The organism is Mycobacterium uberis (assembly GCF_003408705.1).
In the GTDB taxonomy this organism is placed as follows: domain Bacteria; phylum Actinomycetota; class Actinomycetes; order Mycobacteriales; family Mycobacteriaceae; genus Mycobacterium; species Mycobacterium uberis.
The window spans coordinates 1-24,374 of sequence record NZ_QAYL01000052.1 but is presented as its reverse complement, the minus strand read 5'-3'; the positions used below and the strand labels follow the sequence as shown (position 1 = coordinate 24,374).

Here is a 24,374-nt window from a genome sequence, read left to right as displayed (position 1 = left end):
GTAGCAATATAAAACACGATCACCTCGGCATCGGTCAACGCGAAACCAAGAACAGTCCATCCAAGACACTAAATTTCCAAATACCGCCAGCGGTCAAAAGAACAGCACCGCCGATGCCAAATCTATCAGAGGTCGACCCCATAGACGCTTTTCAACTTGGCCTTTTCGACAGCATACACCACAACCTACACCGCTTGATCGAAATACTCGGCGTCCGCATTGACTGTGTCAACATTTCCATTCAGCCAAGCATGGGTAGCATCCTGCCATTTCTATAAATTTGCCCGCTGTCTCACCCTCTAAACAAACCTTCCATTGCACTACTCGGGCTCCTCACATCCTCATCTCTTTAGAGAGTACGACCCTTTCGTAAAAATCGGCCCATGTTGTTTGGACCCATGTTGTTTGTAACGATCCATATCGGCTTAGAACTCGGATCACAGATATTGCTAACGTAGACCTCAGTATGATGCTGTACCAAAATTTGTTATTTCGGTTACTGTAACCCTAGACTCTAACAATACAAATATACTGCCAGTAGATCTATTCGCTGGTAGCACACCTTGAGTAACTAAGCTATGACAAGATCCTCTTTGCTGTCCTTGCCAATGTGTGTATAAGCAGATATTGGTAGTCCCAAGCTTCTGGAGAACCGCTTGTCGATATCCTTGCCGGTACCCGTACCTTGTATTGATCGATATGAACCTAAGTACAATAAAATCGGCGAGCATTAAAAATCCCGTTAACAAAGCGAATGCATTCTATCTTCCCAGCGTGGCAAGCTTAGCCGTCACCGGGGAACCGTGAACATCTATAGCGAAATCTAGTTAGCTATTTACACCATTTTTCAGCTACCTCAATCATGCTATCTAAACTTGCCCGAATCGCATCCACACCCTCCAGTAACGACGCACTTAACGTTGATAGTTATGAACCCAATTCTATTTACGACTGACCCATGTCTTCTTGCAAAGACGACGGATTGAAGTTTTCCCTTACAATTGAAGTTTTCCCTTACATCTTCAATGTACTTCTGCTGATACTTGCGGACAAAACACTAGCACTTCCCCTTGACCACGTAGCTATGTGAACTTCAACTATATGAAAAAATTTCAGCAGCCTTACAGTAAGGTTAATAGCAAGATCACGCCATCCAGGTACACAGCGTGGCGTCCCGAGAAGATATGGCTAATTTGAAGCTAGTTTACCATATGCATGAAACCATCCGTTTACCACAGACAGGACCATCTGGCTAGCGGTATATCGCCGCAACCCAGTAAGTGTCGCGGTAGTCACTGGTAGCAGCTTCCAACAATTAATACAACGAACTAACGACCAAGGATCGCTAGTAGGTGTACAGTGTCATTGATCGTTGGCTGATGTCAGGTTACTGCGCGGAATATCTAGCGTAGCAACTGGATACAAGCCGGAGAGATCTCGGCCATCGCGGGCCAACACCATCGGCGGATAGTTCACCACGTGTGAACCGCCTGGCTTATGTTGTTGCCATTCCACCGACGCTCGCAGCGTGTAATGCCCGGGAGCTAAGTCGCCCAGGTCAACGTGCACCGATTCGCTGGTCGAAGCTGGGCCAGGCTCCTCGCGCGATTGGCTGGAGTCATCACGGACCAGCGTCTTAAGGTTGACCGCTGCCGGTAGCGTGCGCACCACTACGCCCGAGAAATCCACCAATTTGTAGCTGGGTTGCCAATTTTCAGTGGTCGCCGCGGAGCCGTAGTTGGTCCAAACGACGGCTATCGTTGCCCTTCTACCTTGTATCGATTGCGATCCCGGCCGCGCCTCGACCGAGTACCGGTAGCCAGCGGCAGCATTGGCTTGCGCCCAAAGCCGATACAACATCGGGTCCATCGCCAATGTCGAATCCCGATCCGGGAAGTTGGCACTCGACGTCATCGACACATGGTACTTGATAACATCACGCAGACCCTTTTCGTAGTAAGATCGCGGGTTAGCTCCGTTTGGCAATGGGCACCACTCGGTGATAACCGGCGCCGACGTGAGCCGCTGCCGAATCGTAGTTACGACTGCGTCTTTGTACTGAACGTAATGAGAATCGTTGGACTCAGCCCATGTCGGCAACGGCGCCGAGACGCCGAGATGATCGGTACGAATACCTACCGGCGCGGACAGCCTTTTAGTCACGTCGTCGGCAAACAGTTCGCGCACAATCTCTGGGTTTTCCGGATTGACCACCAATTGTGTATGAGGAAAAGCGTTTACGTTCGCCGCAACCAGCTGACGAATCGATGCGATGGTGATGCTTTGATCGGTGAACTGGCTATAATACCCTAGGGTCGCGACGCTTTGTTCAGGCGCCGCGCCTGGCGCCCCGAGCACGTCACGCAAATACGCTATGTGATTCTCGCTGAAGTCCCCGTATCCAGAGAATTCAAACACGCTAAGCCGCTCATCGCTGTCATAGCGTCGACCCAGCGCGGCCAGCAGCTGCTCAAAACCGTCGAGGTAGGCGGGATTGTTCCAGTTCGGCACTACCTGCGTCATCCCGAATGTAGAACTATTAGGTGGCCCAGGGTAGTCAGTGCTGGCTCCGGGAATCGCACGCACCCAGTCAGGAATCGCGATGTTGGTGTTGTCCGGGTAAAAACTGTTGCAACAAGAATTATACGCATACACGCGAAGCGTTAGTCGCATGCCACGATTAGCCAACTTCATTAGCGCGTCGTCAATGACGCTGAAGTCGTATTTGCGATCGTCAGGGATGTCGGGGGGCAGCATGCGTGGATCGGTGGGCTGCAGTTGGCGCCATGCGACACGGATACTGGCGTCGTATGACGCAGGCCACGCCGGATACCGCCGCTGCGCAAGATTACCTTGCGGGAAAAGCGGTTCCAAGAGATCTTCGTATTGGCCGCGCAGCGGATTGGGAAGCTCCTGCACGGTGGTCGGTATAGCCGGACTGACCATCGCGTTGAGTGGTCCAGATTCGGTCTGACGACCGCACCCGGCCAGGATGAACACCACGCATACGACAACAACTACCCTGCTATTCCTCAACATACGAACCATCACTGCCGGTACTAACGCGCGCCCAGCGACAACGCCTCGTGGTCGACGAGAAACGGCATTGGCATCCAGCACGCGGACAATAACGCCTCCATTGCATTGCCCAGAACGGGGCCCGACAACAACAACCGCCGCGCTAAGTGACATCCGGTTTGCACCAAAGCCAATGCCGCGACGGGTAACTCCCGACGATTGTAAAGGCCCTTCAGGCCTGTTGATACCGACGCTGAGCACAATGGCGGTTATGTCGCCGGAAACCAGCGATGTGGCGACCGCCGAAAGGCGTGCGACCTGACTGAACCAGCTGATCCAACCCGGGAAAGAACGGTTGGCCGGCTCCGGCCAGTTAACGACCAGCTCCCTACTGTATTCGCATTGTGCGAGCACCGGGTCAGAAAGCTGCGCGGCAACAGAGTCCTCACAATATGGCAAATGTTCCCCTCCGGGCGGCTGATCAATCAGAGGATGGTCGTCGTCGAGGCTGCTTCTCCCGATTCACTCTGAGCGCAGTGGAGCAACCAGCATCATTCGCGTTACTGTCTAACAGGTGTATTCAGCCCGGGCAGGTTACGAATTGATAATGCGCAGCGTACCATCCGGGGTTGACTTAGCTCAGCTGGATCCGCGCGACGGCCTGGCCCCAGCTGACGTTTAAGTGACGCCCAGCCGCCAGACCCCCAAGTGAGACAGCTCACAATTTGAGCCGAGGCTATTATACCAGCCAAGCCTGCGGTGTCTCAAAGGCACAGACCACTTAGCGCTCTCGTCATCCGCACAAGCTAAGAGACATCCAATTATACCAAATATGGCCGACCACTGCACTCATGTCGTCGTTGTCAGCGGTGGGTACGCTGGAACACTGACTGCTAACCATCTGTGGCTGCACGGCAACATCGACATTACGCTAATGAACCCCCATCCGGTCTTCGTCCAGCGAATCCGCTTGCACCAGGTGGTCGCCAACACCGGCGCCGCGACCTTCGCTTACGACACACTGCTTGGTGCCGGAGTCCGGCTGGTAGTCTACACTTGAGACCCGGCAAGTCCTGCTGGTCTTAAGTACCGTGCTGGACTATAGCGGCCTAGTTTACACCGTGGACAGCATTGACACGACGCCTGACAAGCTCTATCCAGGGCGCCTGGCGCAGCCGAATTCGCTTATTCGGTAACCGAACTGGAAAGCGCGCATCTGCTGAGGTAAGTGGTCCCCGACTTGCCCTTTACTGCCCCCATCATCGTAGTCGGCGGCGGGTTGGCCAATATCGAATAACTTCCGAACCGGCCCAATAAGGTCGCTCGGTAACGCTGGTGTACGGCGGCACTTTTGAGCCGTCGTTAAACAAACTAAGCCGGCGTTCGGGGCGAAGCAGTTACGCAAGCTCGGCATAGACATACGCACCTCGGTGACCACCACCGAAGTGCGTTGGGACGCCTGTCGTGTACTTGGCAACGGTACCCGTACTGCGCAGTGCCACGACCGTGTGGACGGCAGGATTCGTCGTGTCGGACCTAGCAACACACAGCTGGCTTGCACATCGACACCTTGGACTGGCTACTCACCAACGAAACGCTGAACAGCGTTGACGACCGATTGCATCGTCGCTGCGAAGAGCACGTGGACCGTGGATGCCTGGACCGCTGCTTCTCGACGACCAAGACCCCTCAGCCGACATCATCCTGGCGGAATCAGTTTCGACGGCAATGCTGGTCCTAACTGGAAACACCAAGCCCTGACGAACGAGCGGCATTCATGCTGCGGGAGGTGTTCTGCTTCAGTTACGACGATATTGCCGACTTAGTCGGCAAACCAGCGCCCACTGTCCGACAGGTCGGCCATCGGGCACGCAAGCGCATCCACGCGGCGGAAAAGATTCAGCACTGTGGATTCGCAACGCAACGCGGAGATCACCATTCAATTCCTAGCCATGGCAGCCAGCTAACGTCCAGGCCCTGGTAGCAATGCTCGCCCCCAACGCCACCGGGATAGCCGCATAGTGGCAGCAAAGCGAGCGCTGCCTACCGACCCGTTGTCGGTACATCGCAGGCGGCAAGGGCCATCGTCGGGCTAATACACAAGATACGTGAGATGTGGGCAACGTTACGCACATAGATGGGGCCTCTCACAATGCTCCGAAGACATTGGTGCATCCCGGTAGAACATTTCAAAATGATAGTCACGTTGGAGAGCGCCAACAACAAGATCACGAACTCCTACGTGACGCGCAGTCCCGACAAACTGGTGACCCTGGCGATCGCACACACGATAAGCCGGAACTTAGGTGACGCCCAGGCGTACGAAAATCCACTGTTCTGTCAAGCTAGGGTGGTGCGAATCGAGCGGCTCGGCGATCTTGGCAGCGCGCCCCAGGTGCTGCGCGCTCTCGGCGACGCTACCACCAGGCTCAATTTGCCGCCGCCCGCTGCGCTAACCGGTGAGTGGTTCGACGCGCTAGCAGTGATCGCACCGAGCCTGTCAATACAACCGGTGGACATCGACGACGCATTCGCGGTCCAGTTAGGCGCACAAACGCCAGATTCGTTAGCCGTAGGTGGCGGCTGGGTCGGCTACCTGTCCTACCCGGACCCCGCAGCCGAAGGACGGCCGAACCGAATCCCGGAAGCCGCCGGCGGTTGGACCGACTGTGTGCTGCGCCGCGACCGTAGCGCGCAATGGTGGTACGAGAGCCTGTCCGGTACACCTATGCCCAGCTGGCTGACCGCCGCACTAGCAACAATGCCGGAACCTGCGCAGGACTGTCAGATCGACTGGTGCAGGCCCGACTGGGGAACCCACCGTGAAGGGGTACTTGCCTGCCTGGAGGCGATCCGTGCCGGCGAGATCTACCAAGCGTGTGTGTGCACACAGTTCACTGGGATCGTTACCGGCGCCCCGCTGGACTTCTTCATTGATGCAGTGGCACGCACCGCTCCGGCGCGTGCCGCTTATGTCGCTGGACCGTGGGGCGCGGTGGCATCGCTATCCCCGGAGCTATTCCTTCGACGCCGTGGTGCCGTCGTGACATCCAGCCCGATCAAAGGCACCCGGCCGTTTCAGGCCTGGCCGTCGACATTACGGGCTTCGACCAAAGAAGTAGCCGAGAATATCATGATCGTGGATCTGGTGCGCAATGACCTCGGCCGTATAGCCATTACCGGCACTGTCACCGTGCCCGAGCTGTTGATGGTACGGCGCGCGCCAGGTGTGTGGCACCTGGTGTCCACGGTGTCGGCTCAGGTTCCCGTCGAACTGCCAATGGCAGCGCTGCTAGACGCCGCTTTCCCGCCGGCCTCGATAACTGGAACCCCCAAACTAAGGGCCCGCCAATTGATTTCGCAATGGGAACCCAGATACCGCGGAATATATTGCGGCACAGTTGGTTTAGCTTCACCAATCGCCGGTTGCGAGCTGAACGTCGCGATCCGAACCGTCGAGTTCGACACCACCGGTAATGCTGTGCTGGGGGTAGGTGGCGGGATCACCGCCGACTCCGATCCCGACGCTGAATGGCAGGAGTGCCTGCATAAGGCTGCACCCATCGTCGGGTTGCCATCTGTCGTGACCGCGGCGTCGGTCGGTTAGTCCGGGCGGATTTTCCGGTAACGTTCACAACACAGGTCCCGCATACCTAAAGACCTGCATAGCACGGTCAACAGCGGGTTGGAGTCAGTGACGAAAAGAAAGTTGCTGCTCTTGGTGCGGAGGCTGTCGCGATGTTGAGCGGAACGCTGGCGGTTAGCCGGGTGAGTTCGGTCAGGCCGCCGACACCGAGCAGAGCGGCATGCGCGAACAGCGCTGCCGGTGCAGATTACGACCAACTAGCTTCGATCCTTATGCCGAGCCCGACGACACAGTCAAGACAGGCGGCCCAATCCCTACCACCCGAAGTTTTCGCAGCGAGAGCACTCAAGGCGACGGGACCGATGGAACCACGCTATACCTATCCCGTTCTCTGCAATGAAGCAGGTAATGGTGGGAGTGCCGGCGTGGCTCCCGGATCGGGCTCGTCGCCGACCGCACTGCTCGCCCTCAACACCCGCAGCCTACCCAGCGTGTCAACCCAAGTACGCCGGCGGACTTACCTGACGCGGGGGCACTGGCCACCATCCCCAGACTGGCCGATCTCGGCATGCTAGACTTACTTGAGTTTACCGTACCCGCGCTTGGCATTGGCTTTCCCGACTTCTGGAGCAGTCTCGAGATTACGCAGAGTACAGCCTAGTCGATCGTAGACAGTATACAAGGCTTGGGTGACTCCGGGGTCTATGCCGCCCTTAGGTGGACTGCGGTAGGCGTGTCTACGGCCCTACTGACACTAAGACCTTATCGACCGCACGCTCGCTAACACTCTCGACTGTAACTCTCATATTTACGACTGTAATTCTAAAATATTATATTTATTATGTAACTCTATATTTATTAGTAGTACAGCCAGCCTGCCGAATCCTATGTAAGGTATCCCGTCCTCAATAGCAGAAAGTGCCCAGTCTTTGCTATCGAGGTTAAATATCCCGTCAGTGGATATCCCACAATTACTGGCAAGGACGTTACCAACGGTACTAAACGGTGGCCCGACGTCTCTAGCTACTAACACTCGGCATCCCGTCGCTATTGACGTCGGTCTGTTCAGCACTGACGAACGGTCTCACGGCGACAGATCTGCCAGCACTGGCGGGGCAGACCCTGGGGCGCTGCCGTACCTTCAACTAAGCTGGCCCCACCTAACGTATACGGACCCCAACCTGGCCCGTTCAAGACCTGCACATCGCTACAGCAGTTTCCCGGCATTTGCCGACCACGCACAGTCTAGTTAGCCTGCTTAACTACCTTCCCGTATGCCGTGACTTCAAGACCGCGTTGTAGAGCTGACGCGAGCGCACCGCCGAATGCAGGGCGGCCACCTGGCCACACGCGTCCTTGACGCGAGCACCCCCCGCGATGAGGTTCTCCACCTCAGCGACTAGCACGGATACGTCAGCACGCGGAGTCGCACCGGCCAGCACAACGGTGATCTCGCCGAGCACACCGTCGGCCGCCCAAGTTGCTAATTCGTCGAGCGATCCGCGCACCACCTCCTCGTGCACCTTGGTTAGCTCCCGACAAACCACCGCCGGACGGGCACCGCCGAGCTGGTCGACGGCATCAAGCAAACATGCGGCCAACCGGCGCGGCGATTCGAAGAACACGCAGGTGCGCCGTTCGTCGGCAAGCGAAGCCAGCCAAGTTCTGCGTGCCAAGCTCTTGCGTGGTGCGAAACCCTCAGAACAGAACTTCTCCGACGGAAGACCGGACACGGCCAGTGCCGTCGTCACCGCGGACGGCCCGGGTAGGCACCGCACCGGCAGACCAGCGGCGATGCACGCCGCTACCAGCCGGTAACCGGGGTCGCTGATCACCGGCATTCCGGCATCGCTGATCACCAACACCGTAGCACCAGCTTTGATCTCGGTTACTAGAGCGGACACCCGAGCGGCCTCAACCTGGTCGAACAGACTAATCACCCGGCCAGTGATCGCCACGTCGAGCGCTTTGGCCAGAGTTCGCGCCCGCCGGGTGTCTTCGGCCGCCACCACATCGGCATAACGCAACGCGTCGGTCAACCTTTTCGACGCATCCAAGGGTTGGCCCAACGGGGTGGCACCGAGCAATAGGTGACCATCAGTCATGACGGACAGCCTACGATCGACGTAATGACTGCCCCACCCCGCGAAACTCTCATCGCCGTGGAGGAGCGCACGGTACCCGTGATTAGCCCAGGGCCACTGGTGCCAGTGGCAGATTTCGGGCCAACCGACCGCGTGCGCGGTTGGATCACAACCAGCGTTATCACCGTGCTGGCAGTGGTAACGCGTTTCATTAACCTGAACTCGCCGACCGATGCCGGCACGCCCATTTTCGATGAGAAGCACTACGCGCCGCAAGCATGGCAGTTGCTGCACAACCACGGGGTGGAAGACAACCCCGGCTTCGGCCTGGTCGTTCATCCTCCGGTCGGCAAGCAACTGATTGCCATTGGCGAGGCGATCTTCGGATACAACGGCGTCGGCTGGCGATTCACTGGTGCGCTGCTTGGCGTGGTCATGGTGACACTGGTGATGCGGATCGTGCGTCGAATCACCCGCTCGACTCTGGTCGGCGCTATCGCGGGGTTGTTGGTTATCTGCGACGGGGTCAGCTTTGTCGCCGCGCGCACCGCGCTGCTCGACGGCTTCCTAACTTTCTTCGTGGTCGCAGCGTTCGGCGCACTTATCGTCGACCGCGATCAAGTCCGCCAACGAATGCACATAGCGCTCGCGGAGGGGCGCAGCGCCGACACCGGGTGTGGTCCGCGGCTTGGTATGCGCTGGTGGCGCTTCCTGGCCGGGGTGCTCCTCGGATTGGCTTGTGCGACAAAGTGGTCCGGCCTATACTTCGTGCTGTTCTTTGGTGCGATGTCGCTGATATTTGATATGGTGGCTCGGCGCGCCTACCGAGTGCCTAACCCGTGGCGGGGAGTCCTACGACGTGACGTTATCCCCACCGGATATGCTCTGGGGCTAATCCCTTTTCTGATGTACCTAGCCAGCTACGCACCGTGGTTCGCGTCCGAGACCGCGATCGACCGGCACCAAGTCGGGCAAACGATTGGGCGCTACAGGGTGATCCCACTGCCCGACGCTATTCGCTCGCTGTGGTATTATCACGCCAAGGCATTGCAATTCCACGCCAGCCTGACGAATTCGGCGGGTAACTACCACCCGTGGGAATCCAAACCGTGGAGCTGGCCGATGTCGTTGCGGCCGGTTCTGTACGCGATTGATCAGCAGGATGTGCCCGGCTGCGGAGTACAATCATGCATCAAAGCCGAGATGATTGTTGGCACGCCCGCGATGTGGTGGCTAGCGATGGCTGTTTTGGTCTACGCAACTTGGCGAACGATCATTCGGTTAGACTGGCGCTACGCGGCTGTTTTGGTGGGGTACTGCGCGGGGTGGTTGCCGTGGTTCGCTGACATCGACCGGCAAATGTACTTCTTCTATGCGGCGACGATGGCACCGTTCCTAGTAATGGGCATCGCGCTGATCCTCGGCGACATCCTCTACCCCCCAACTTCCAGAGACCTTAATTCCCGAAACGCCGAAAAACGCATACTCGGGCGGATCGCCGTCTCTTGCTACGTGGCCTTGGTGGTGACGAATTTTGTTTGGCTGTTTCCAGTACTCACCGGTCTACCGATCTCACAACAGACCTGGAACATGGAGATCTGGCTGCCCAGTTGGCGCTAGTTGCTGCACCGAGATTGTGACAGGGCGGCGCTTGAGCACTCACCACGGCAATTTGAGCGCGATGTCGATGGCAACAAGCATCGTAGATCGCTTGACGAGGATCGTTCTAGGAAACGAAGCAATAACATGCGGTATGTTGACCCGTGGTCAATTACGTTAGAATGACCAAAAAATCCATAGCTACATCTACCTGCTAAAGGACGCGGTCAGGTCGCTACAGGACAACATCCATGCGTCCTGGTTATGGCCAGACCGAAGGGTGATCGTGACAAATCGCGTTGCAGCAGCCCTACACGGAACAAAATAGATTGACGCTTTCACCTCGATCGAACTCGTATATCCGTTCCACCACCAGGAATCTTCTGGAAGGAACGGATATACGACGAGGGGAGCGTAGCACAGGATCAGCTGCGTATGACGAATCCGGCGCGCACAACATTCGATCCTTACCCGCCACATGGTGTCGCGGTCGCCCACCTTGACACATTAACCACCGCGACCAACCTCACGGCTGCAAACATCCATACCGGTGACTACCCATGATAGAGATAGAGGAGCCAGAGGTGCACGATATTACCGAGCGGCACTCACCCTTGATGGATGAAGGGGCCTAGCCACCAATAGCAAGCTGGCTGTGGCTCGTCTTCGCCGATGTCGTCCTACCTCGGCCAACCACCCAGACCCGAGTCATTGATGACCACTCATCGCATATCTCGCCATGGAGCAGATAGAGCCTATGGTAACTCTCGAATATGACGGCGACCAACATCGCAAGGATTGGCGCCAGTATGTGAGAGACGTTTCGCCGGACAGACATAATCAATCGTCTTGGTTGGCACGTGATCAAGGCTGTACACGAGGAGCGATCGAATGCCGTCGTTCACCAGGCACACAATGCACTGGCTCGACGATCGGCGCCGACCTTGCTGTGATTGGGGCTAACCAACCGCAACCACTGCGACAATCTCGGCACCGAGATCTACTGTGGACCGCAGGCAACAAGACAGAACATGCAGCGAAGCCTGCCATGACGAGTATCTAGTTCAGAGCCACCGATAGTCGACACTTCGATGTCCGTGTCTTCCAGACGGACATTGGTCTATAACGTTGCGCTCATAAGCGACAACAACGCCGAGCGCCAATGCCAACGTGTTGTTGCTGTCATCCTACGATTCACGTTCGGCGATACCGGGAGAGAGCCTAGCCCGGTGGCGATGACCCGCAACTTGTAGATGTCTACAGCCGTTACAACCGCCTCGAGAAATAGAGCGGCGTCGTTAATGGTCACGCCATGGGGCGTACGCTGGATCGTGAATGCCGTGAGCGTATCGGCGATGTTTGCATACGGGTCACCATCATGCCCATATCCACCATCGTACACACGGGCATCTGCACGATCGGTAAGACTAGCACCGTATGCGCAAGGTCATCACCAAAAAGGCTGCGCGCCAATGCTTCCGCTTTGGCCGGGGTAGTTCGCTCACCTATCCCTCACCGCGATCACATCCGGGAGCGAGCAACAGAACTTCACCACCTTCGACGATAGCGGACCTCGGCTCGTAGGCTTTCCGCACGTCGGTGAAGCGCCGATGGCAAGCCATAGATCAAGTCGGTACACGAGGCCTCGCGAACCCGCGCCCACAATATCAGCGACGGGATCACCACCCCGCAGCCCGACCCAGATCGACGAGTCCCTGGTAAACACCACGTTCGGCAACTGCTCGATTACGAAATCCGCTCCATAATGCATGCTAAGCACCAATGACACGTCGGTCCGCTTCTCTGATAGAAGCTCATTGAATGTCGTCTCCGCCGTCAACATGTCGACCAGCGTGTCCGGGTCGAATCCTCGCAAATATACTGAAAGTTCTTGCGTCAACCCCACACCGAGACACCGTGCATCTACGGCCACCGACCCCATGCATCCAGGCGGCCTCACTCGCCAAAGCTCCAAACAGCAGGTCAGACAGCAGCATTTCTACGGTCGCGGAAGCACAGTAGTTCGGCGAATTGATCGTACCCCTCCTGCGCGCGAGACCCAGGCAGCCTGTCAAAGAGCAACTGACCATTGTTGCGTGGGTTGAGTCATCACAGTTCGGCACCCAGACAGTGCAAGATCGCACTTCGAAGCGCCCCCACCTCAGAATATGGGCCTAACTCGACAACAGTCACAATTGAGAACCGTAGCCACACCGACGACGCCGGTAGCGTCGTGCACCGGACCAGTTAATCCCAGTTTATCGAACTAATGTACGATAGGCTGTAGTTATGGGGATCACGTTGCAGGGCTCACTCTTCGAGCACCACGAGCGAAGACAACTCGGTGACGGCGCCTTTATCGAGCTCCGCTCCAGCTGGCTGACAGACGGAGCAGAGCTGCTGAACGAGTTATTGTCCGGAGTACCTTGGCGCACTGAACGCCGGCAGATGTACGACAAGGTGGTCGACGTGCCCCGACTGGTGAGTTTTCACGACCTAACAACTGAAGATCCTCCGCATCCACTGCTGACATGGCTGCGCCGCAGGCTCAACGACATCTACGCCAACGAGCTGGGTGAGCCCTTCACTACCGTCGGATTGTGCTGCTATCGGGACGGTTCCGACAGCGTCGCCTGGCATGGCGACACCATTGGCCGTAGCAGCTCGGAAAACACCATGGTGGCAATCGTCAGCCTCGGCGCCACACGAGTCTTCGCGTTGCGTAAACGCGGTGGTGGCCCGTCTTTGCGTCTGTCACTGGCGCACGGCGATTTGCTGGTAATGGGTGGCTCCTGTCAACGCACTTGGGAGCACGCAGTCCCCAAGACTTCCGCTCCATCAGGCCTGCGAGTCAGCCTCCAGTTCCGACCACGCGACGTGCGCTAGATCCATCTACCGTGCTGACAGCCGAGTCAATTCTGGGTCGTGCTCACCGCCTTTGAGGAGCAGCTGCGTATCTACCGGCACCACCGGCTGCCCCAGGACGATCAGCGGATTGGCGATGATGATCACCTGATAGTCGTAGAACGCAGTGGTGTAGTCGTAAAACTCGCCAGTGCGGGATGTCCCAGCTAACACCGTCTAGCAGGACCCGGTGCACAACCAACGTACACGCCTCTTCGATGTGCGGGGCATCGATTACCTCGATACCGCCCATTACCTGGACCCCGGAGAATGACACCTTCGTGCAGCCCGGCCCAGGATCGTTGAGGATCACTGAGCGGAAACGGCTTGAAAGTCTTCACCGCGATGACGATGAACCGGCTGCCGTGACTCTCAGCCGAGACCACCCCAATATTGCCCCCTACCTGTCCGGTGACGTCACAGGACCCGCTGCCAGCTTAGCGCAATTCGCCGGATCGAAAGTCAGTCCATCGGGCAGCTTTCGCACCGACAGCAGTTCGGAGTCGATCACTCTTTCACCAATGTCGGTAACATTGAAGTTGGATCCAAAGCGCGACTTCAGGTCGGTGATCTTGGCGATGTTACCCTTCGACGAGGGATAGCCGGCCCGATGAGCAGACACGCACATACGACCGCAAATACCATACTTCAATATCGTAGCCAATCTACTCAGGGAGAACATTCAGCTACACAACGTGGATCCTGTATTTAACCAGCAGATCGGCGGCGAATTACGGAACCAGCGCTGAGAGTGCTGAGCCGGGATCGATGGTCAATACAGCGAATACGTAGTAGTTACCCAGGTACACAGTGAATGCGTGTTCGCAAATCGATTTCAACACCGGACTCCGGACTCGACGAATGTCCGCACGTCGACCGCCATCTCGAGAGTATTGACACCGTCCATGCGCGTCGGTGAGGCGGACGCTGATGGTAGTTCGCACGACCGTCATAGTCCATATTGCCCACACGCCGCGAGGAGGTCGCCACCAACGGCCACCGGCTCTAACAAAGCCACCACCGGGTCAACGATACCGCCCGCGCCTGGCCCGGATACGCCCTGCGTGGATCGGCCGGGTCCATAGCTAGGGTCGACGAGTGCCGCGCACCGCGACAGCGTCATCATCACATCCGCTGCTAGTCCCCCGATCAACCTAGGTAAGGCCGTGCTGCGAATACCGTTGGTCGCACCTCAGTAGTCGAACGGCAGATCACGACCGATCCCGCGGATATAGACCGGATTCACACTTGGCCATGAATCTACGGCGACAACGAGAACAAAACCACTTCGGGCGTGAAAGACCGCACGCATCCAGTGGCTAAGTCATGTCACCACCGTACCAATCCAGAACGGGCACACACCCATTCGCATCACGGGAGGGCACACTCATCAGAGCTCAACCAACCGCCCCAAATTATCTAACAAACAACGCCTACGATCTGGTCGACTGAAGCACACCCTATGGTTAGACCTCGCTGGCGGGGCACTGCGATGACAGTGATGGCGACACTGACGTCATCACGCTGCCAGATCGAACCATGATGGTCCATCATCGCACGCATGAGCCCGTTTCTGATAAGCCATTTGCGCGGAAAATCCATCAACTCTGTTGAAGTGAGCAGCGATGAACAACACGCTAATCAGGAAAAGGGCCCAACGCTCCGACCCTTATAGGCATCGGCGACGGTGAACGCGATCTCGGCGACCGTTGGATCGCTCTCATCACGGACGAACCGAGCGTCAGCCACCGGATCATCCCCGTCGGTCACCACTCAGATGAAGCAGTCGACGTAGTCGACCTCGGATCAGGCAGTGCATCAGTTCATCCTTGGAAGAACGAACCAACATAAACCGCAGATAAAGCGTCTCGCGGAAGAGTCAAATGTGACCTTGCAGGCTGCGATCGGTATCCTCCGAGAGGACAGTACGCAACATCAGGCGCATTCCATCGCAAAACTGTATCGGGATAGGCTTGATAAAAGCCATGAAACGCTGCTGGAACCGCCGCGTGATATCGGGAATCTGTACCTTCTAAGCGAGGGCGTCGGTGTCACCCATACATACCGGTCAATGGCTCGTTCGTGGTAACCGTTGCCGTCCTCCGGCCGTCATGCAGCAAAGCTATATCACTAAATAATCATACCGTGGGATGCCTGCCTGATGATCACCGCCCCGTCGTCACCTGCACGCCTGACCTCGGCAGTGTAACCCGATGAGATCAACAGGAACGAAGCAGCCTACTCGCCCTGCTGCATCAGTACCAGACCAGCTGTAACCAGCACGGGCTCAACGTGCGCCACCAACGAGATCAAGTCCTCGACCAGGAGGTTCGCTAAAAGTATAGTTTATTGTCGTGTGCTCTTCCGCTCGATCGGAGATCGACTCGGCCACTGTAATATCCGCGGAGTCTCAGGGGTTAGGCACGGGACTCGCTGTGCCCGCATCGCCATAAACTCCGCAATCCCGTTCTCGTCTTGTGGTCCGGTGCGAATCATGATGCGGAATTGCTTTTGGAACGTGCTGGGCGAATTGATGACATCTCCGACCCCGAACCTTGGCTCAGCAGGCGCTGAACAGTCGGTTCGTTGCGACCGTGTACGAATGACTATAGCATCCGACCTCCTTTTACCTTTTACGCTGCTAACGGTGTCACCACCCAAGCCGAGCAGCATCGCGCGGCGGCTCTGAGTCTACAGAGTGCGACACGGTTGCTTGACGTCACTTGCGGGCCAGGAAATTTCACCGAACCGCTGGCACAGCGACTACCGAATATGAGCCTAGCGGTCAGATTCGACATTTCAGCACCGATGCTGAAGCGGGCAGTGCTGTACAACAGCAAACTTCGGGCATGCCTATGTCCGAGGTGACGCGCATCTGTTGTCATTTGACGGTGAAACATTCAACTATTGACCGGCTCGGACGTCAACGTGAATATCACAGGTTGGCCATCCCGCTAAGAGATCTGAATACATGTGACCGGAAATAGACAACATTCGCCATCGTGGCGAATAGCCGGCGAAAAAGCCGGCTAGACGGGTTGACCGGCATTTTTTTGCAGCTGGAATTTTAGTGCTCATACTTCCACAGTAAGGTAAGATAGCGATAAAATTCGACGCCAAACACTCATTCTAGCAAATGTCCAGCCGATTTTGGCATCGCAACAGAATGTAGATTGGTTGATCTAGCATCACACAGATACTTTGCGACGCCCGGAGGCATTCGCTACAAGCTCCGTTCGCCGAACAGCGCCACTACAACAGCATCGCCGGACGAATCTCAACATTGTGCACACAGTCCCGCCGGTGTAGAACCGGCATGCTCACACGCACTGACCTGACTAAGAGAAAATGACTCGTCCGCGGAGAGCTAAAGTCCAAGTCCCTACTCAATATTTCAGGTGGGTTTGGATAGCACAGCGGCAAGCTCGCCCTGTGTCACAACAGGCCACCTACACCACATTAGGATATTGTGCCGCAGATACACCGGAACCAACACCCATGACCTTCACATCCGGATCGCGACCACCCAACGGCTGCCTACTGCGAGAACTCCAACTCGACCCAACAAAAAACTCCAACCACAACAAAACTGTGAACGATCCCTAGACAGATGTCGCGCTTGTGGAGCTAAGGGGAATCGAACCCCTGACCTACTCGATGCGAACGAGTCGCGCTACCAACTGCGCCATAGCCCCTGATTAGTTAGAAGGCTACCAGTTTTAAGACAGTGCCAGCACTGTCTTAACGGGGGCGCTACTGACCCACGGCCCGCGGTAGGTCCCTGGGCCAGTCAAACATCCGGATCGACATCTCGTAGTCCAGACGTTCGAAGATGGGATCCTCGTCATCGATTTCCAGGACCACCGCGCCCGGACGCCGCAGCCGTGATGGGACCGCGTCCAGCTCTCGGTCACGAGTGTTCTCCACGCCGAGCCGAGCACGTGCCATACGATGTATCCGGCGGCGACGCACCTTCTCCTCAATCCGGGTTTGCCGGCGCAAATAGGCCAAATAAAACACCGTGACAGCGGTGCCGCCACCGCAGACCCACCAGGCACTTGAATTCACTTCGAATGCCGCGGTAGCCGAGCCGACCAAGAGGATCGCCATTACCATCAGCACCCGTTTGCGGAACGCGTACTTGCGCGCACTGACCGCGATGGCGGTCTTGGTGTCATACCGGCGCTGTCGTGAGACAGCAGGCGCGACTGTCACCGGCGACTCGTCGTCCTGCTGCTTGAACTCCGGGCCCGACGAGTCGTCGACGTATTGGTACCGGTCACCTTGCTCATGCTCAGACTCGACATCAACAGCAAGCAGGGCGGGCTTGGTCACCTCGCCACTGTCCCCGGCCGGCAAAGCCCTCGAATCTTCGACAACGTCGACGTCCAGGTAGTCAGGATCGGTGGGTCCGGCCGCCGTAACTTCCATGACCACCGGACATAGACGTCGCATATCGTCGACGTTTTGGTCATGGTCTTCGTCGAGATCCTGGCCTGCATCGGCGAACTCACCCTCGCCCGAGTCCGGCCACCAGTCCTCGTCTGGCTTCCAGTTGGGGTCGCTGCGATGACCCGCGGCGGAACGACCTCGCTTGAGCAGTCGGGTAGCGGCATCACCGTTGAGCACTCGAGTCGCCAACGCCACATCACTGGTGCGCCGAACTGCGTCACGTTTGCTGATCAACATCGGCACCAGCACAAACAACCACAGCACCACCAACGAAATCCACAGCAGCGATTGGGGGATGCTCGGCATGATAACCTGCTCCTTTCCCCGGCGAGGCCAATCGGTGACCAACCCGGCCGGGTCAATTCAATCAAAGCAATTACACACCTGTAATTTCCTACTGACAAGGACCAAACGTCACCCGTGTCACGTAAGCCACACGGTGACAGACAGCTGCTCACCAGAGGTGCAATTTAGAGCCAACGGGCGTGCTCTGCCCGGACCAGGCTCGACGTCACTGATCCGGATACCTCTTCGATGGTGAGAGTCATCAGTATAACGATCATGTTACGCTCGGTCGACCTCAAGGTAGCGGTGCAGCAAGCTTTGTTCACAGAATCCGACCTTTGCCAGCACGGCCCGGCTCGCCGCATTCTCAGGGCTTACGGTGGCCTCCACGCAATGCAATATGACCGGGCCGAAACGGTGGCCCAAGCCCTACGCCACACTCTGGTTTCCACCCCGTCACCGGTCGCCGAGCTTGATACCCACTAGCCGATCCATGCTGACCGCAACGCCCCGTGGGGAACGTTAACAATGATCAACTGACCGCAGAAGTTTCCGTCGTGCTCGATCACGCCCAGCAGCATGCGATCTTTGCGGGCCTCCGATAGCGAACCCGGAACACAGCACCTGTCACACGGCAACCACGTGCCGCATCATCCAATCGTCATCCATGTTGTGTTCCGAAGGCTTCAGGTATGCGCTGTCGGCCAACCGGATGCGGCGGCTCCACTACGCACCATCGTGCAACCACACCACACGCAACCTGAATCACCCCAGCCGGAACCCGCAGCGGTCCAACATTCGACGACCAACCCGGATAGTCGGACGCTGAAGCACAACAAATTCACGAGGATGTGTAGTCGGATCACTTAGCCGCGCTGAGCAAGAAAGGCGACGTCGACGATCTCACCTGTACGAATCTGCTCAGCACCACTAGGAATCACGACCAAGCAGTTTGCTTCAGCAAGCGTTGCCAGCAAATGCGATGACGCACCAGGGGCGCCACCAAGCGCCTGCACCAGGTATTCACCTGTGTCCTGATCCCGCATCAACTGACCACGCAGGTAGCCTTTGCGCCCAGCCACCGAAGTGATCGGCGATAACGTGCGGGCTTGCACGAGCCGACGCATCGGTTGACGTTTGCCTAACGACAGCCGGATCAACGGCCGCACCATTACTTCGAAGACCACCAAGGCGCTAACCGGATTGGCCGGCAGCAGAAACGTCGGAACGCCCTCACGACCCAACTGCCCAAAGCCCTGAACGGAGCCAGGATGCATAGCGACGCGAACGACCTCCATCTCACCCAACTCCGAGAGAACCGACCGTACCGCCTCGGCCGCCGCCCCCCCGACTCCACCGGCGATCACCACGACTTCGACCCGGTTGATCTGGCCCTCGACGATTTCGCCGAGCTCCTTCGGGTTGTTGCTGACGATGCCGATGCGGTTCACCTCCGCGCCGGCATCGCGGCCGGCCGCGGCCAATGCATAGGAGTTGATATCGTACACTTGCCCGTTTCCTGGAGTGCGCGAGATGTCGACCAGCTCCCCGCCTAAGGCCATAACCGACAGCCGCGGCCGCGGGTGCACCAACACTCGTTCGCGGCCGACCGCCGCTAGGAGCCCCACCTGGGCCGCACCAATGATCGTTCCGGCGCGCACAGCGACGTCACCAGGCTGCACATCGTCCCCTACCCGTCGCACATAGGCACCCGACGGCGCGCCGCGCAGAATTCGCACACGCGACATCCCGCCGTCAGTCCACCGCATCGGCAAGACCGCATCAGCCAGCGTCGGCAACGGAGCCCCGGCCTGCACTCGGGCAGCCTGGTGGGGCTGCAACCTGCTAGGTGTGCGCGCACCAGCTTCGATAGTTCCCATCACCGGAAAGGTCAGTACGTCACGCCTACCGTCCTCGGATAGATCGGATTCACCGACACTTGAGACAGCCAGCTCACCGACACCCATGACATCCACGCTGCGTACCGCGTAGCCGTCGATAGCCGCCTGGTCGAAACCGGGAAGTGGCCGTTCGGTAACCACTTCTTCAGCGCACATCAATCCCTGTGCCTCGGCGATGGCGACACGTACTGGCCGCGGAGCTACCGCGGCAGCCGATATCCGTGCCTGCTGTTCTTCCACAGAACGCACAAACGCGCCTTTCTGCCCTTAGTCTTGTCGGGCGCCGTGTCGTACGAGTCAAGCTCGCAGTGGCCGGCTACTGGAACCTGGCAGTCAGGCTATTGCTCGGTTAAGCCCAATCGCGCCACTAACCACCGCCGCAAATCCGGGCCATAATCGTCACGATCCAATGCAAAGTCAACCGCAGCCTTCAGGTAACCGCCGGGATTTCCCAAGTCGTGTCGAGATCCACGATGCACCACGACGTGGACCGGATGGCCCTCCTCAATCAGCAACGCAATTGCGTCAGTGATCTGCACCTCGCCGCCTGCGCCATGATCGACACGACGCAACGCATCGAAGATTGCGCGATCGAGCACGTAACGACCAGCTGCAGCGAACATCGAAGGGGCCTCTTCGACCTTGGGCTTTTCCACCATGCCGATGACCTTCAGCACGTCAGGATTGTCCCCACCAGGCACCTGCTCGACGTCGAAAACCCCGTATGCGCTGATCTCCTCGAGCGTCACCTCGATAGCACACAACACTGTGCCGCCGTGGCGAGCCCGTACCTTCGACATCGTCTCTAGCACCCCAGTCGGCAGCACCAAGTCATCGGGCAGCAGCACCGAAACAGCGTCCTCATCCGGCGCCAGCGTAGGCTCTGCACAGTAGATAGCATGTCCCAGTCCTAGCGGCTCGGCCTGCACGACGGACTCAACCTTGATGAGCTCCGGCGCACGACGCACCTTGGCCAACATGGCTTTGTTGCCGCGCGCCAACAGCGTGCCCTCTAGCACCAGATCTTGGACGAAATGAGCGACAACCCCGTCCTTACCTTCGGAGGTGACAATAACCAGACGTTCGGCCCCGGCCGCAGCGGCCTCGGCGGCGACCAGCTCGATACCGGGCGTGTCGACGACGGGTAGCAGCTCTTTGGGTACCGTTTTGGTTGCTGGCAAAAAACGGGTGCCTAAGCCGGCAGCAGGGACGATCGCCGTAAATGGGATCGGTACTTGCGCGCTTGAGGGCAGTGACATCATCCACAGGATAACGTGCACTGACTTTATTGATTTGATGTGGCGGTGCAAAAGCCGGCAGTGTAACCGTTTTTAGCGCATGGCGATAGCAAGCAAAGCCACGTTACGGAAACAGCTGCTAGCGACTCGGCGCAGCGTTACCGACGACGTTAGGATTGCCGAGGCCAGGATGCTCAGTCAGCACCTGGAGCCGTTGGTGACCAGCGCTAGCACGATCTGCGCATACGTGCCGGTAGGCACCGAGCCAGGCACTATCGAGATACTGGACATGTTGCTATCCAAGACGGGACGAGTACTGCTTCCGGTTGCGCGTACCAGCGGTGATAAGACTCCACTGCCGCTACGGTGGGGCGAGTACCGGCCTGGCGAACTGACCTCCGGGCCTTGGAAGTTGTTTGAGCCGCCCAAGCCATGGCTGCCCGAGTCGGCCCTAGCCGAGGCCAACCTAGTGCTTGTCCCGGCGCTGGCAGTCGACCGCCATGGCGTGCGGTTAGGTCGAGGCGGCGGCTTCTACGACCGCTCGCTGGCAGGCCGGGATCCGCACGCTCAGCTGATCACGATCGTGAGGGATCCCGAATTGCTCAACGAGTTGCCATCGGAGCCGCACGACGTCCGAATGACCCACGCGGTTATGCCAAAGCGTGGCGTGATCGCACTACCGTGCCGGGAATGATCACCATCACGTGGCGGTTCTAGCACTTGGCGCAGTAGAGTGCTAACTTAAGCAATGTTACTCCGGAGGTTCTTTGTGCCGACTTACAGCTACGAGTGCACCGAATGCACTAACCGCTTCGACGTTGTACAGGCCTTCACTGATGGCGCCCTGACCACATGCGACAAGTGCTCCGGTCGGCTGCGCAAGCTGTTCAACGCTGTTGGCGTGGTGTTCAAAGGCAGTGGCTTTTATCGCACCGACAGCCGCGAATCAGACAAAAAATCGAGCAGTTCGACCAACGGGTCTTCGAAAAGTGATTCGGGATCGAGTTCGGGATCCAGCGAGAAGTCAAGTAGTTCCTCTACGCCGGCCACCGCAGCTGCCTCGAGTTAGCCGATTATCCACAAGATGATTTGTGACTGATGTCATATGTGTTGCGCTGCGTTTACTGTTGCAACATCGATATACTGTTGCAACATTGGGGAGTCATGACTGGATCCAAGTCCATTCAGCCGGATAACCAACAGAGTTGCATCCGGACTAGATCCGGGCCGTGCTCGCCCGACAAGTTTTCGTCGGCAGACTGGTCATGTTGCCCGACGTTACAGCGCTGCGGTTGAATCCTGACGGTGGTCGTGTCGAAGTGGTCGTTGCCCGAACGGCCTGCGGCCTGGCACCGCGTTGAATACCGATGATGTCCAGCTTGAAAACGTTTGGGAACAACGGTTCCCGATGGTGCACAAGCCGACCTAAGCGCCGTGGTTCGGTCGACACTAACCAGCTCCACACGGCGCGACAAAATACTCACCCATGTCCGTTTGATGGGGAGCCGACTGGCTGAGTCGACGACCAGGCCAGGTGCACGTATCGTCTCGCTGCATCATTTTGTAGATAAAACATCGATATTTTCAGATCTATGGTCTTCCAACAAATAAAATAAATCCGCACCTATGACCATCACTAACTTGATGATCTCGCAAATGCTTTTCAAGAGATTACGACACGACAGCGCGCGTAGAAAAATTTATCTAACAGCACTTTTGGGGAAATTTAAAGTCACTGAGGCGGTTCTTTTTAATTGAATTTATGCTATTCTCGATGTCCATGAATCCATCGACATACCTCATCAACGTGATAGGTACTTTTATATGCGTTACACTGAGCCGATAAATGTTTATCATAAAAGCGACCACATAGGTCAATACACAACCAACCGATGGTGATGATCGGTTAGTCCCGACGATAGATCGAAAAGTATCTAATTCATGAATATATAGAGAAATAATATTCAGCTATCCTGTTCTCTATAGGCCGCCAAGAAATACAACGCTATTAGCCTTTGTCCCATGTCGGGTTAAGTAACTCCGCATTTCATCACTTATAGTCCAAATCCACATTTTCATCAACGACCACGAAGCAACACCGATTTTAACCTTCCCCGAAGAGAAAAAGTCGTATTTTCCGGATTGAATATGTTAAAGTGCACTGATACCTTATATATTCGAATTATGGACACCTACTTGATGCACCATAATGAACAGGATACCTGTTATAACACCCACCAGCAATTAGCATGCACAGCCAGCATCTTTTTAACCGCGAATTAGGATAAGTTCCATGTTGTGATTTTTAGCGTTTGCCACATTGCTGAATTTTAGTATAAAGTATTTCACTTGCGAACAATACATCGTTGAAGATGGCTTCGTATGTACTGTAAGATCGTTTCGGTGTTACACTCGTTATAAAAAAACAGGATCAAATTCAACTTGACGCTACATCAATTCTATAGATAGAGATATTATGTGACAAATACTTCAAAGAGCCGTAAATCAAGAAATGTTCGAAGCAATGGATTTCTGTTTACTATAGAAATTATTTATTGGGTTGATTGTTACGCGAGTCAACACAATAGACTCTGTCACCTTTGGGTCCTTAATTTGCAGAGCGCAGGCTTGGCATATAGCACCTTAAATAATCAGTGATCGAGTTCGCCAAGCATCTCAACCTCCCAGCCGGGCTACTCCAAGTCAACCATAATTTCTCTTGGATTTCTGCAACCGAAGTTACTATTTTCCACACAAACTACGACAAATGCTTGAAACTATCGTTCATAACCTATGGCCAGGATGCAATGTACATGATACAATATCTATTGACGTATAACTCTAGAAACCGTGTATCGACTAAATATCTTAAAACTGGATTAGCATTCGTTAACTCAAAGGCACTGTAATCGGGTTCAACAATTGTCCTAACTCCACAAGTCGATTATACGTATCATCAGGATAGGAATTCGTGTCTCAATCTTAACACAGCTATCGCGAATAGTTCGTCTTTTAAGATAGCTCCGACTCATAATAAGTATATCCCGATAATGTCCATCGAACACCACCATCACTTTCTCTCAATAGGTAGTTGATAGCGGCGACTCCTGATTAGGCATCAAAGCCGCCCCGTAAAGCATCTAGTTTATCCGATGAACTTCGATTTCCCACCGAACGGGATACATAGCGCTACCATGCTGACTCGTCCAACGATCCTTGGTTGTCAAACGTTCAATCGGATAGCCTCAGATGGCTGTCCTCAAGCATCTTGTTGAGTGTTGTGTGGTTTTGTTTTATGTGGGGTGTG

17 protein-coding genes, 1 tRNA gene and 3 pseudogenes are annotated in these 24,374 nt (G+C 56.3%); 9 read left to right on the top strand and 12 right to left on the bottom strand.

Annotated elements, in window-relative coordinates:
- The coding region (locus tag MUBE_RS16465) for a hypothetical protein (protein ID WP_207801727.1) at nt 1-278 on the top strand (278 nt) is incomplete at its 5' end.
- A gap of 1,084 nt (nt 279-1,362) precedes the next feature.
- On the opposite strand, the gene MUBE_RS14740 is transcribed toward MUBE_RS16465, so the two are convergent.
- A complete protein-coding gene (locus MUBE_RS14740; RefSeq protein ID WP_116541102.1) occupies nt 1,363-3,048 on the bottom strand; it encodes a hypothetical protein in 1,686 nt (561 codons plus the stop codon).
- An 802-nt stretch (nt 3,049-3,850) separates the two neighbouring features.
- Between MUBE_RS14740 and MUBE_RS14735 the strand changes: the two genes are divergently transcribed.
- The 3 genes from MUBE_RS14735 (at nt 3,851) to MUBE_RS14720 (ending at nt 6,625) form a co-directional block, all read left to right on the top strand.
- Nucleotides 3,851-4,078, top strand: a complete 228-nt coding sequence (locus MUBE_RS14735) for a hypothetical protein (RefSeq protein WP_116541098.1) — start codon at nt 3,851-3,853, stop codon at nt 4,076-4,078.
- A 717-nt stretch (nt 4,079-4,795) separates the two neighbouring features.
- Nucleotides 4,796-5,002: a sigma factor-like helix-turn-helix DNA-binding protein gene (locus tag MUBE_RS18735; protein WP_243633100.1), complete on the top strand. Its 207-nt coding sequence runs from the start codon at nt 4,796-4,798 to the stop codon at nt 5,000-5,002.
- A 369-nt stretch (nt 5,003-5,371) separates the two neighbouring features.
- The gene (locus tag MUBE_RS14720) at nt 5,372-6,625 is read left to right on the top strand and encodes an aminodeoxychorismate synthase component I (RefSeq protein WP_116541101.1); all 1,254 of its coding nucleotides are present in this window, start codon (nt 5,372-5,374) and stop codon (nt 6,623-6,625) included.
- A gap of 1,241 nt (nt 6,626-7,866) precedes the next feature.
- On the opposite strand, the gene rsmI is transcribed toward MUBE_RS14720, so the two are convergent.
- Nucleotides 7,867-8,709, bottom strand: a complete 843-nt coding sequence (gene rsmI / locus MUBE_RS14715; RefSeq protein WP_116541096.1) for a 16S rRNA (cytidine(1402)-2'-O)-methyltransferase — start codon at nt 8,707-8,709, stop codon at nt 7,867-7,869.
- A gap of 24 nt (nt 8,710-8,733) precedes the next feature.
- Here rsmI and MUBE_RS14710 point away from each other — a divergent pair, with 24 nt between their 5' ends.
- Nucleotides 8,734-10,308: a dolichyl-phosphate-mannose--protein mannosyltransferase gene (locus MUBE_RS14710; protein ID WP_165849902.1), complete on the top strand. Its 1,575-nt coding sequence runs from the start codon at nt 8,734-8,736 to the stop codon at nt 10,306-10,308.
- 979 nt (nt 10,309-11,287) lie between these two features.
- Here the strand turns inward: MUBE_RS14710 and MUBE_RS14705 are convergent.
- Nucleotides 11,288-12,480 (bottom strand): annotated as a pseudogene (locus MUBE_RS14705) (arginine deiminase family protein).
- Nucleotides 12,481-12,576: 96 nt separating this feature from the next.
- Here MUBE_RS14705 and MUBE_RS14700 point away from each other — a divergent pair.
- Nucleotides 12,577-13,173 carry an alpha-ketoglutarate-dependent dioxygenase AlkB gene (locus MUBE_RS14700; protein WP_116541095.1) on the top strand — a complete coding sequence of 199 codons (597 nt, stop codon included), beginning with the start codon at nt 12,577-12,579 and terminating at the stop codon, nt 13,171-13,173.
- 6 nt (nt 13,174-13,179) lie between these two features.
- Here MUBE_RS14700 and MUBE_RS18730 read toward each other — a convergent pair whose 3' ends face one another.
- The 9 genes and pseudogenes from MUBE_RS18730 to MUBE_RS14660 all read right to left on the bottom strand — a co-directional run bounded on the left by MUBE_RS18730 (nt 13,180) and on the right by MUBE_RS14660 (nt 21,088).
- Nucleotides 13,180-13,365, bottom strand: coding sequence for a DUF5642 family protein (locus MUBE_RS18730; RefSeq protein ID WP_243633102.1), 186 nt, complete (start codon nt 13,363-13,365; stop codon nt 13,180-13,182).
- Between the two features lie 67 nt (nt 13,366-13,432).
- Nucleotides 13,433-13,819 (bottom strand): annotated as a pseudogene (locus MUBE_RS18725) (DUF5642 family protein); the annotation flags it as partial.
- Nucleotides 13,820-13,922: 103 nt separating this feature from the next.
- A complete protein-coding gene (locus MUBE_RS14690; protein WP_165849900.1) occupies nt 13,923-14,135 on the bottom strand; it encodes a hypothetical protein in 213 nt (70 codons plus the stop codon).
- Between the two features lie 5 nt (nt 14,136-14,140).
- Nucleotides 14,141-14,320, bottom strand: a complete 180-nt coding sequence (locus MUBE_RS16180; RefSeq protein ID WP_481318840.1) for a hypothetical protein — start codon at nt 14,318-14,320, stop codon at nt 14,141-14,143.
- Between the two features lie 2,493 nt (nt 14,321-16,813).
- Nucleotides 16,814-16,886, bottom strand: a tRNA-Ala gene (locus MUBE_RS14680).
- A 58-nt stretch (nt 16,887-16,944) separates the two neighbouring features.
- Complete coding sequence (sepX, locus tag MUBE_RS14675; RefSeq protein ID WP_116541093.1) at nt 16,945-17,949, bottom strand: divisome protein SepX/GlpR; 1,005 nt, start codon at nt 17,947-17,949, stop codon at nt 16,945-16,947.
- Nucleotides 17,950-18,113: 164 nt separating this feature from the next.
- Nucleotides 18,114-18,769, bottom strand: a pseudogene (locus tag MUBE_RS18720) (GNAT family N-acetyltransferase).
- Nucleotides 18,770-18,794: 25 nt separating this feature from the next.
- Nucleotides 18,795-20,078, bottom strand: coding sequence for a molybdotransferase-like divisome protein Glp (glp, locus tag MUBE_RS14665; protein ID WP_116541092.1), 1,284 nt, complete (start codon nt 20,076-20,078; stop codon nt 18,795-18,797).
- 89 nt (nt 20,079-20,167) lie between these two features.
- Nucleotides 20,168-21,088, bottom strand: a complete 921-nt coding sequence (locus MUBE_RS14660; protein WP_116541099.1) for a UTP--glucose-1-phosphate uridylyltransferase — start codon at nt 21,086-21,088, stop codon at nt 20,168-20,170.
- A gap of 79 nt (nt 21,089-21,167) precedes the next feature.
- Here MUBE_RS14660 and MUBE_RS14655 point away from each other — a divergent pair, with 79 nt between their 5' ends.
- The 3 genes from MUBE_RS14655 (at nt 21,168) to MUBE_RS19190 (ending at nt 22,428) form a co-directional block, all read left to right on the top strand.
- Nucleotides 21,168-21,761 (top strand): 5-formyltetrahydrofolate cyclo-ligase, encoded by a 594-nt coding sequence (locus tag MUBE_RS14655; RefSeq protein ID WP_116541091.1) that lies wholly within the window; start codon nt 21,168-21,170, stop codon nt 21,759-21,761.
- A 75-nt stretch (nt 21,762-21,836) separates the two neighbouring features.
- Nucleotides 21,837-22,136: an FmdB family zinc ribbon protein gene (locus MUBE_RS14650; protein ID WP_116541090.1), complete on the top strand. Its 300-nt coding sequence runs from the start codon at nt 21,837-21,839 to the stop codon at nt 22,134-22,136.
- Nucleotides 22,137-22,296: 160 nt separating this feature from the next.
- Complete coding sequence (locus MUBE_RS19190; protein ID WP_279386750.1) at nt 22,297-22,428, top strand: hypothetical protein; 132 nt, start codon at nt 22,297-22,299, stop codon at nt 22,426-22,428.
- Nucleotides 22,429-24,374 lie beyond the last annotated feature (1,946 nt).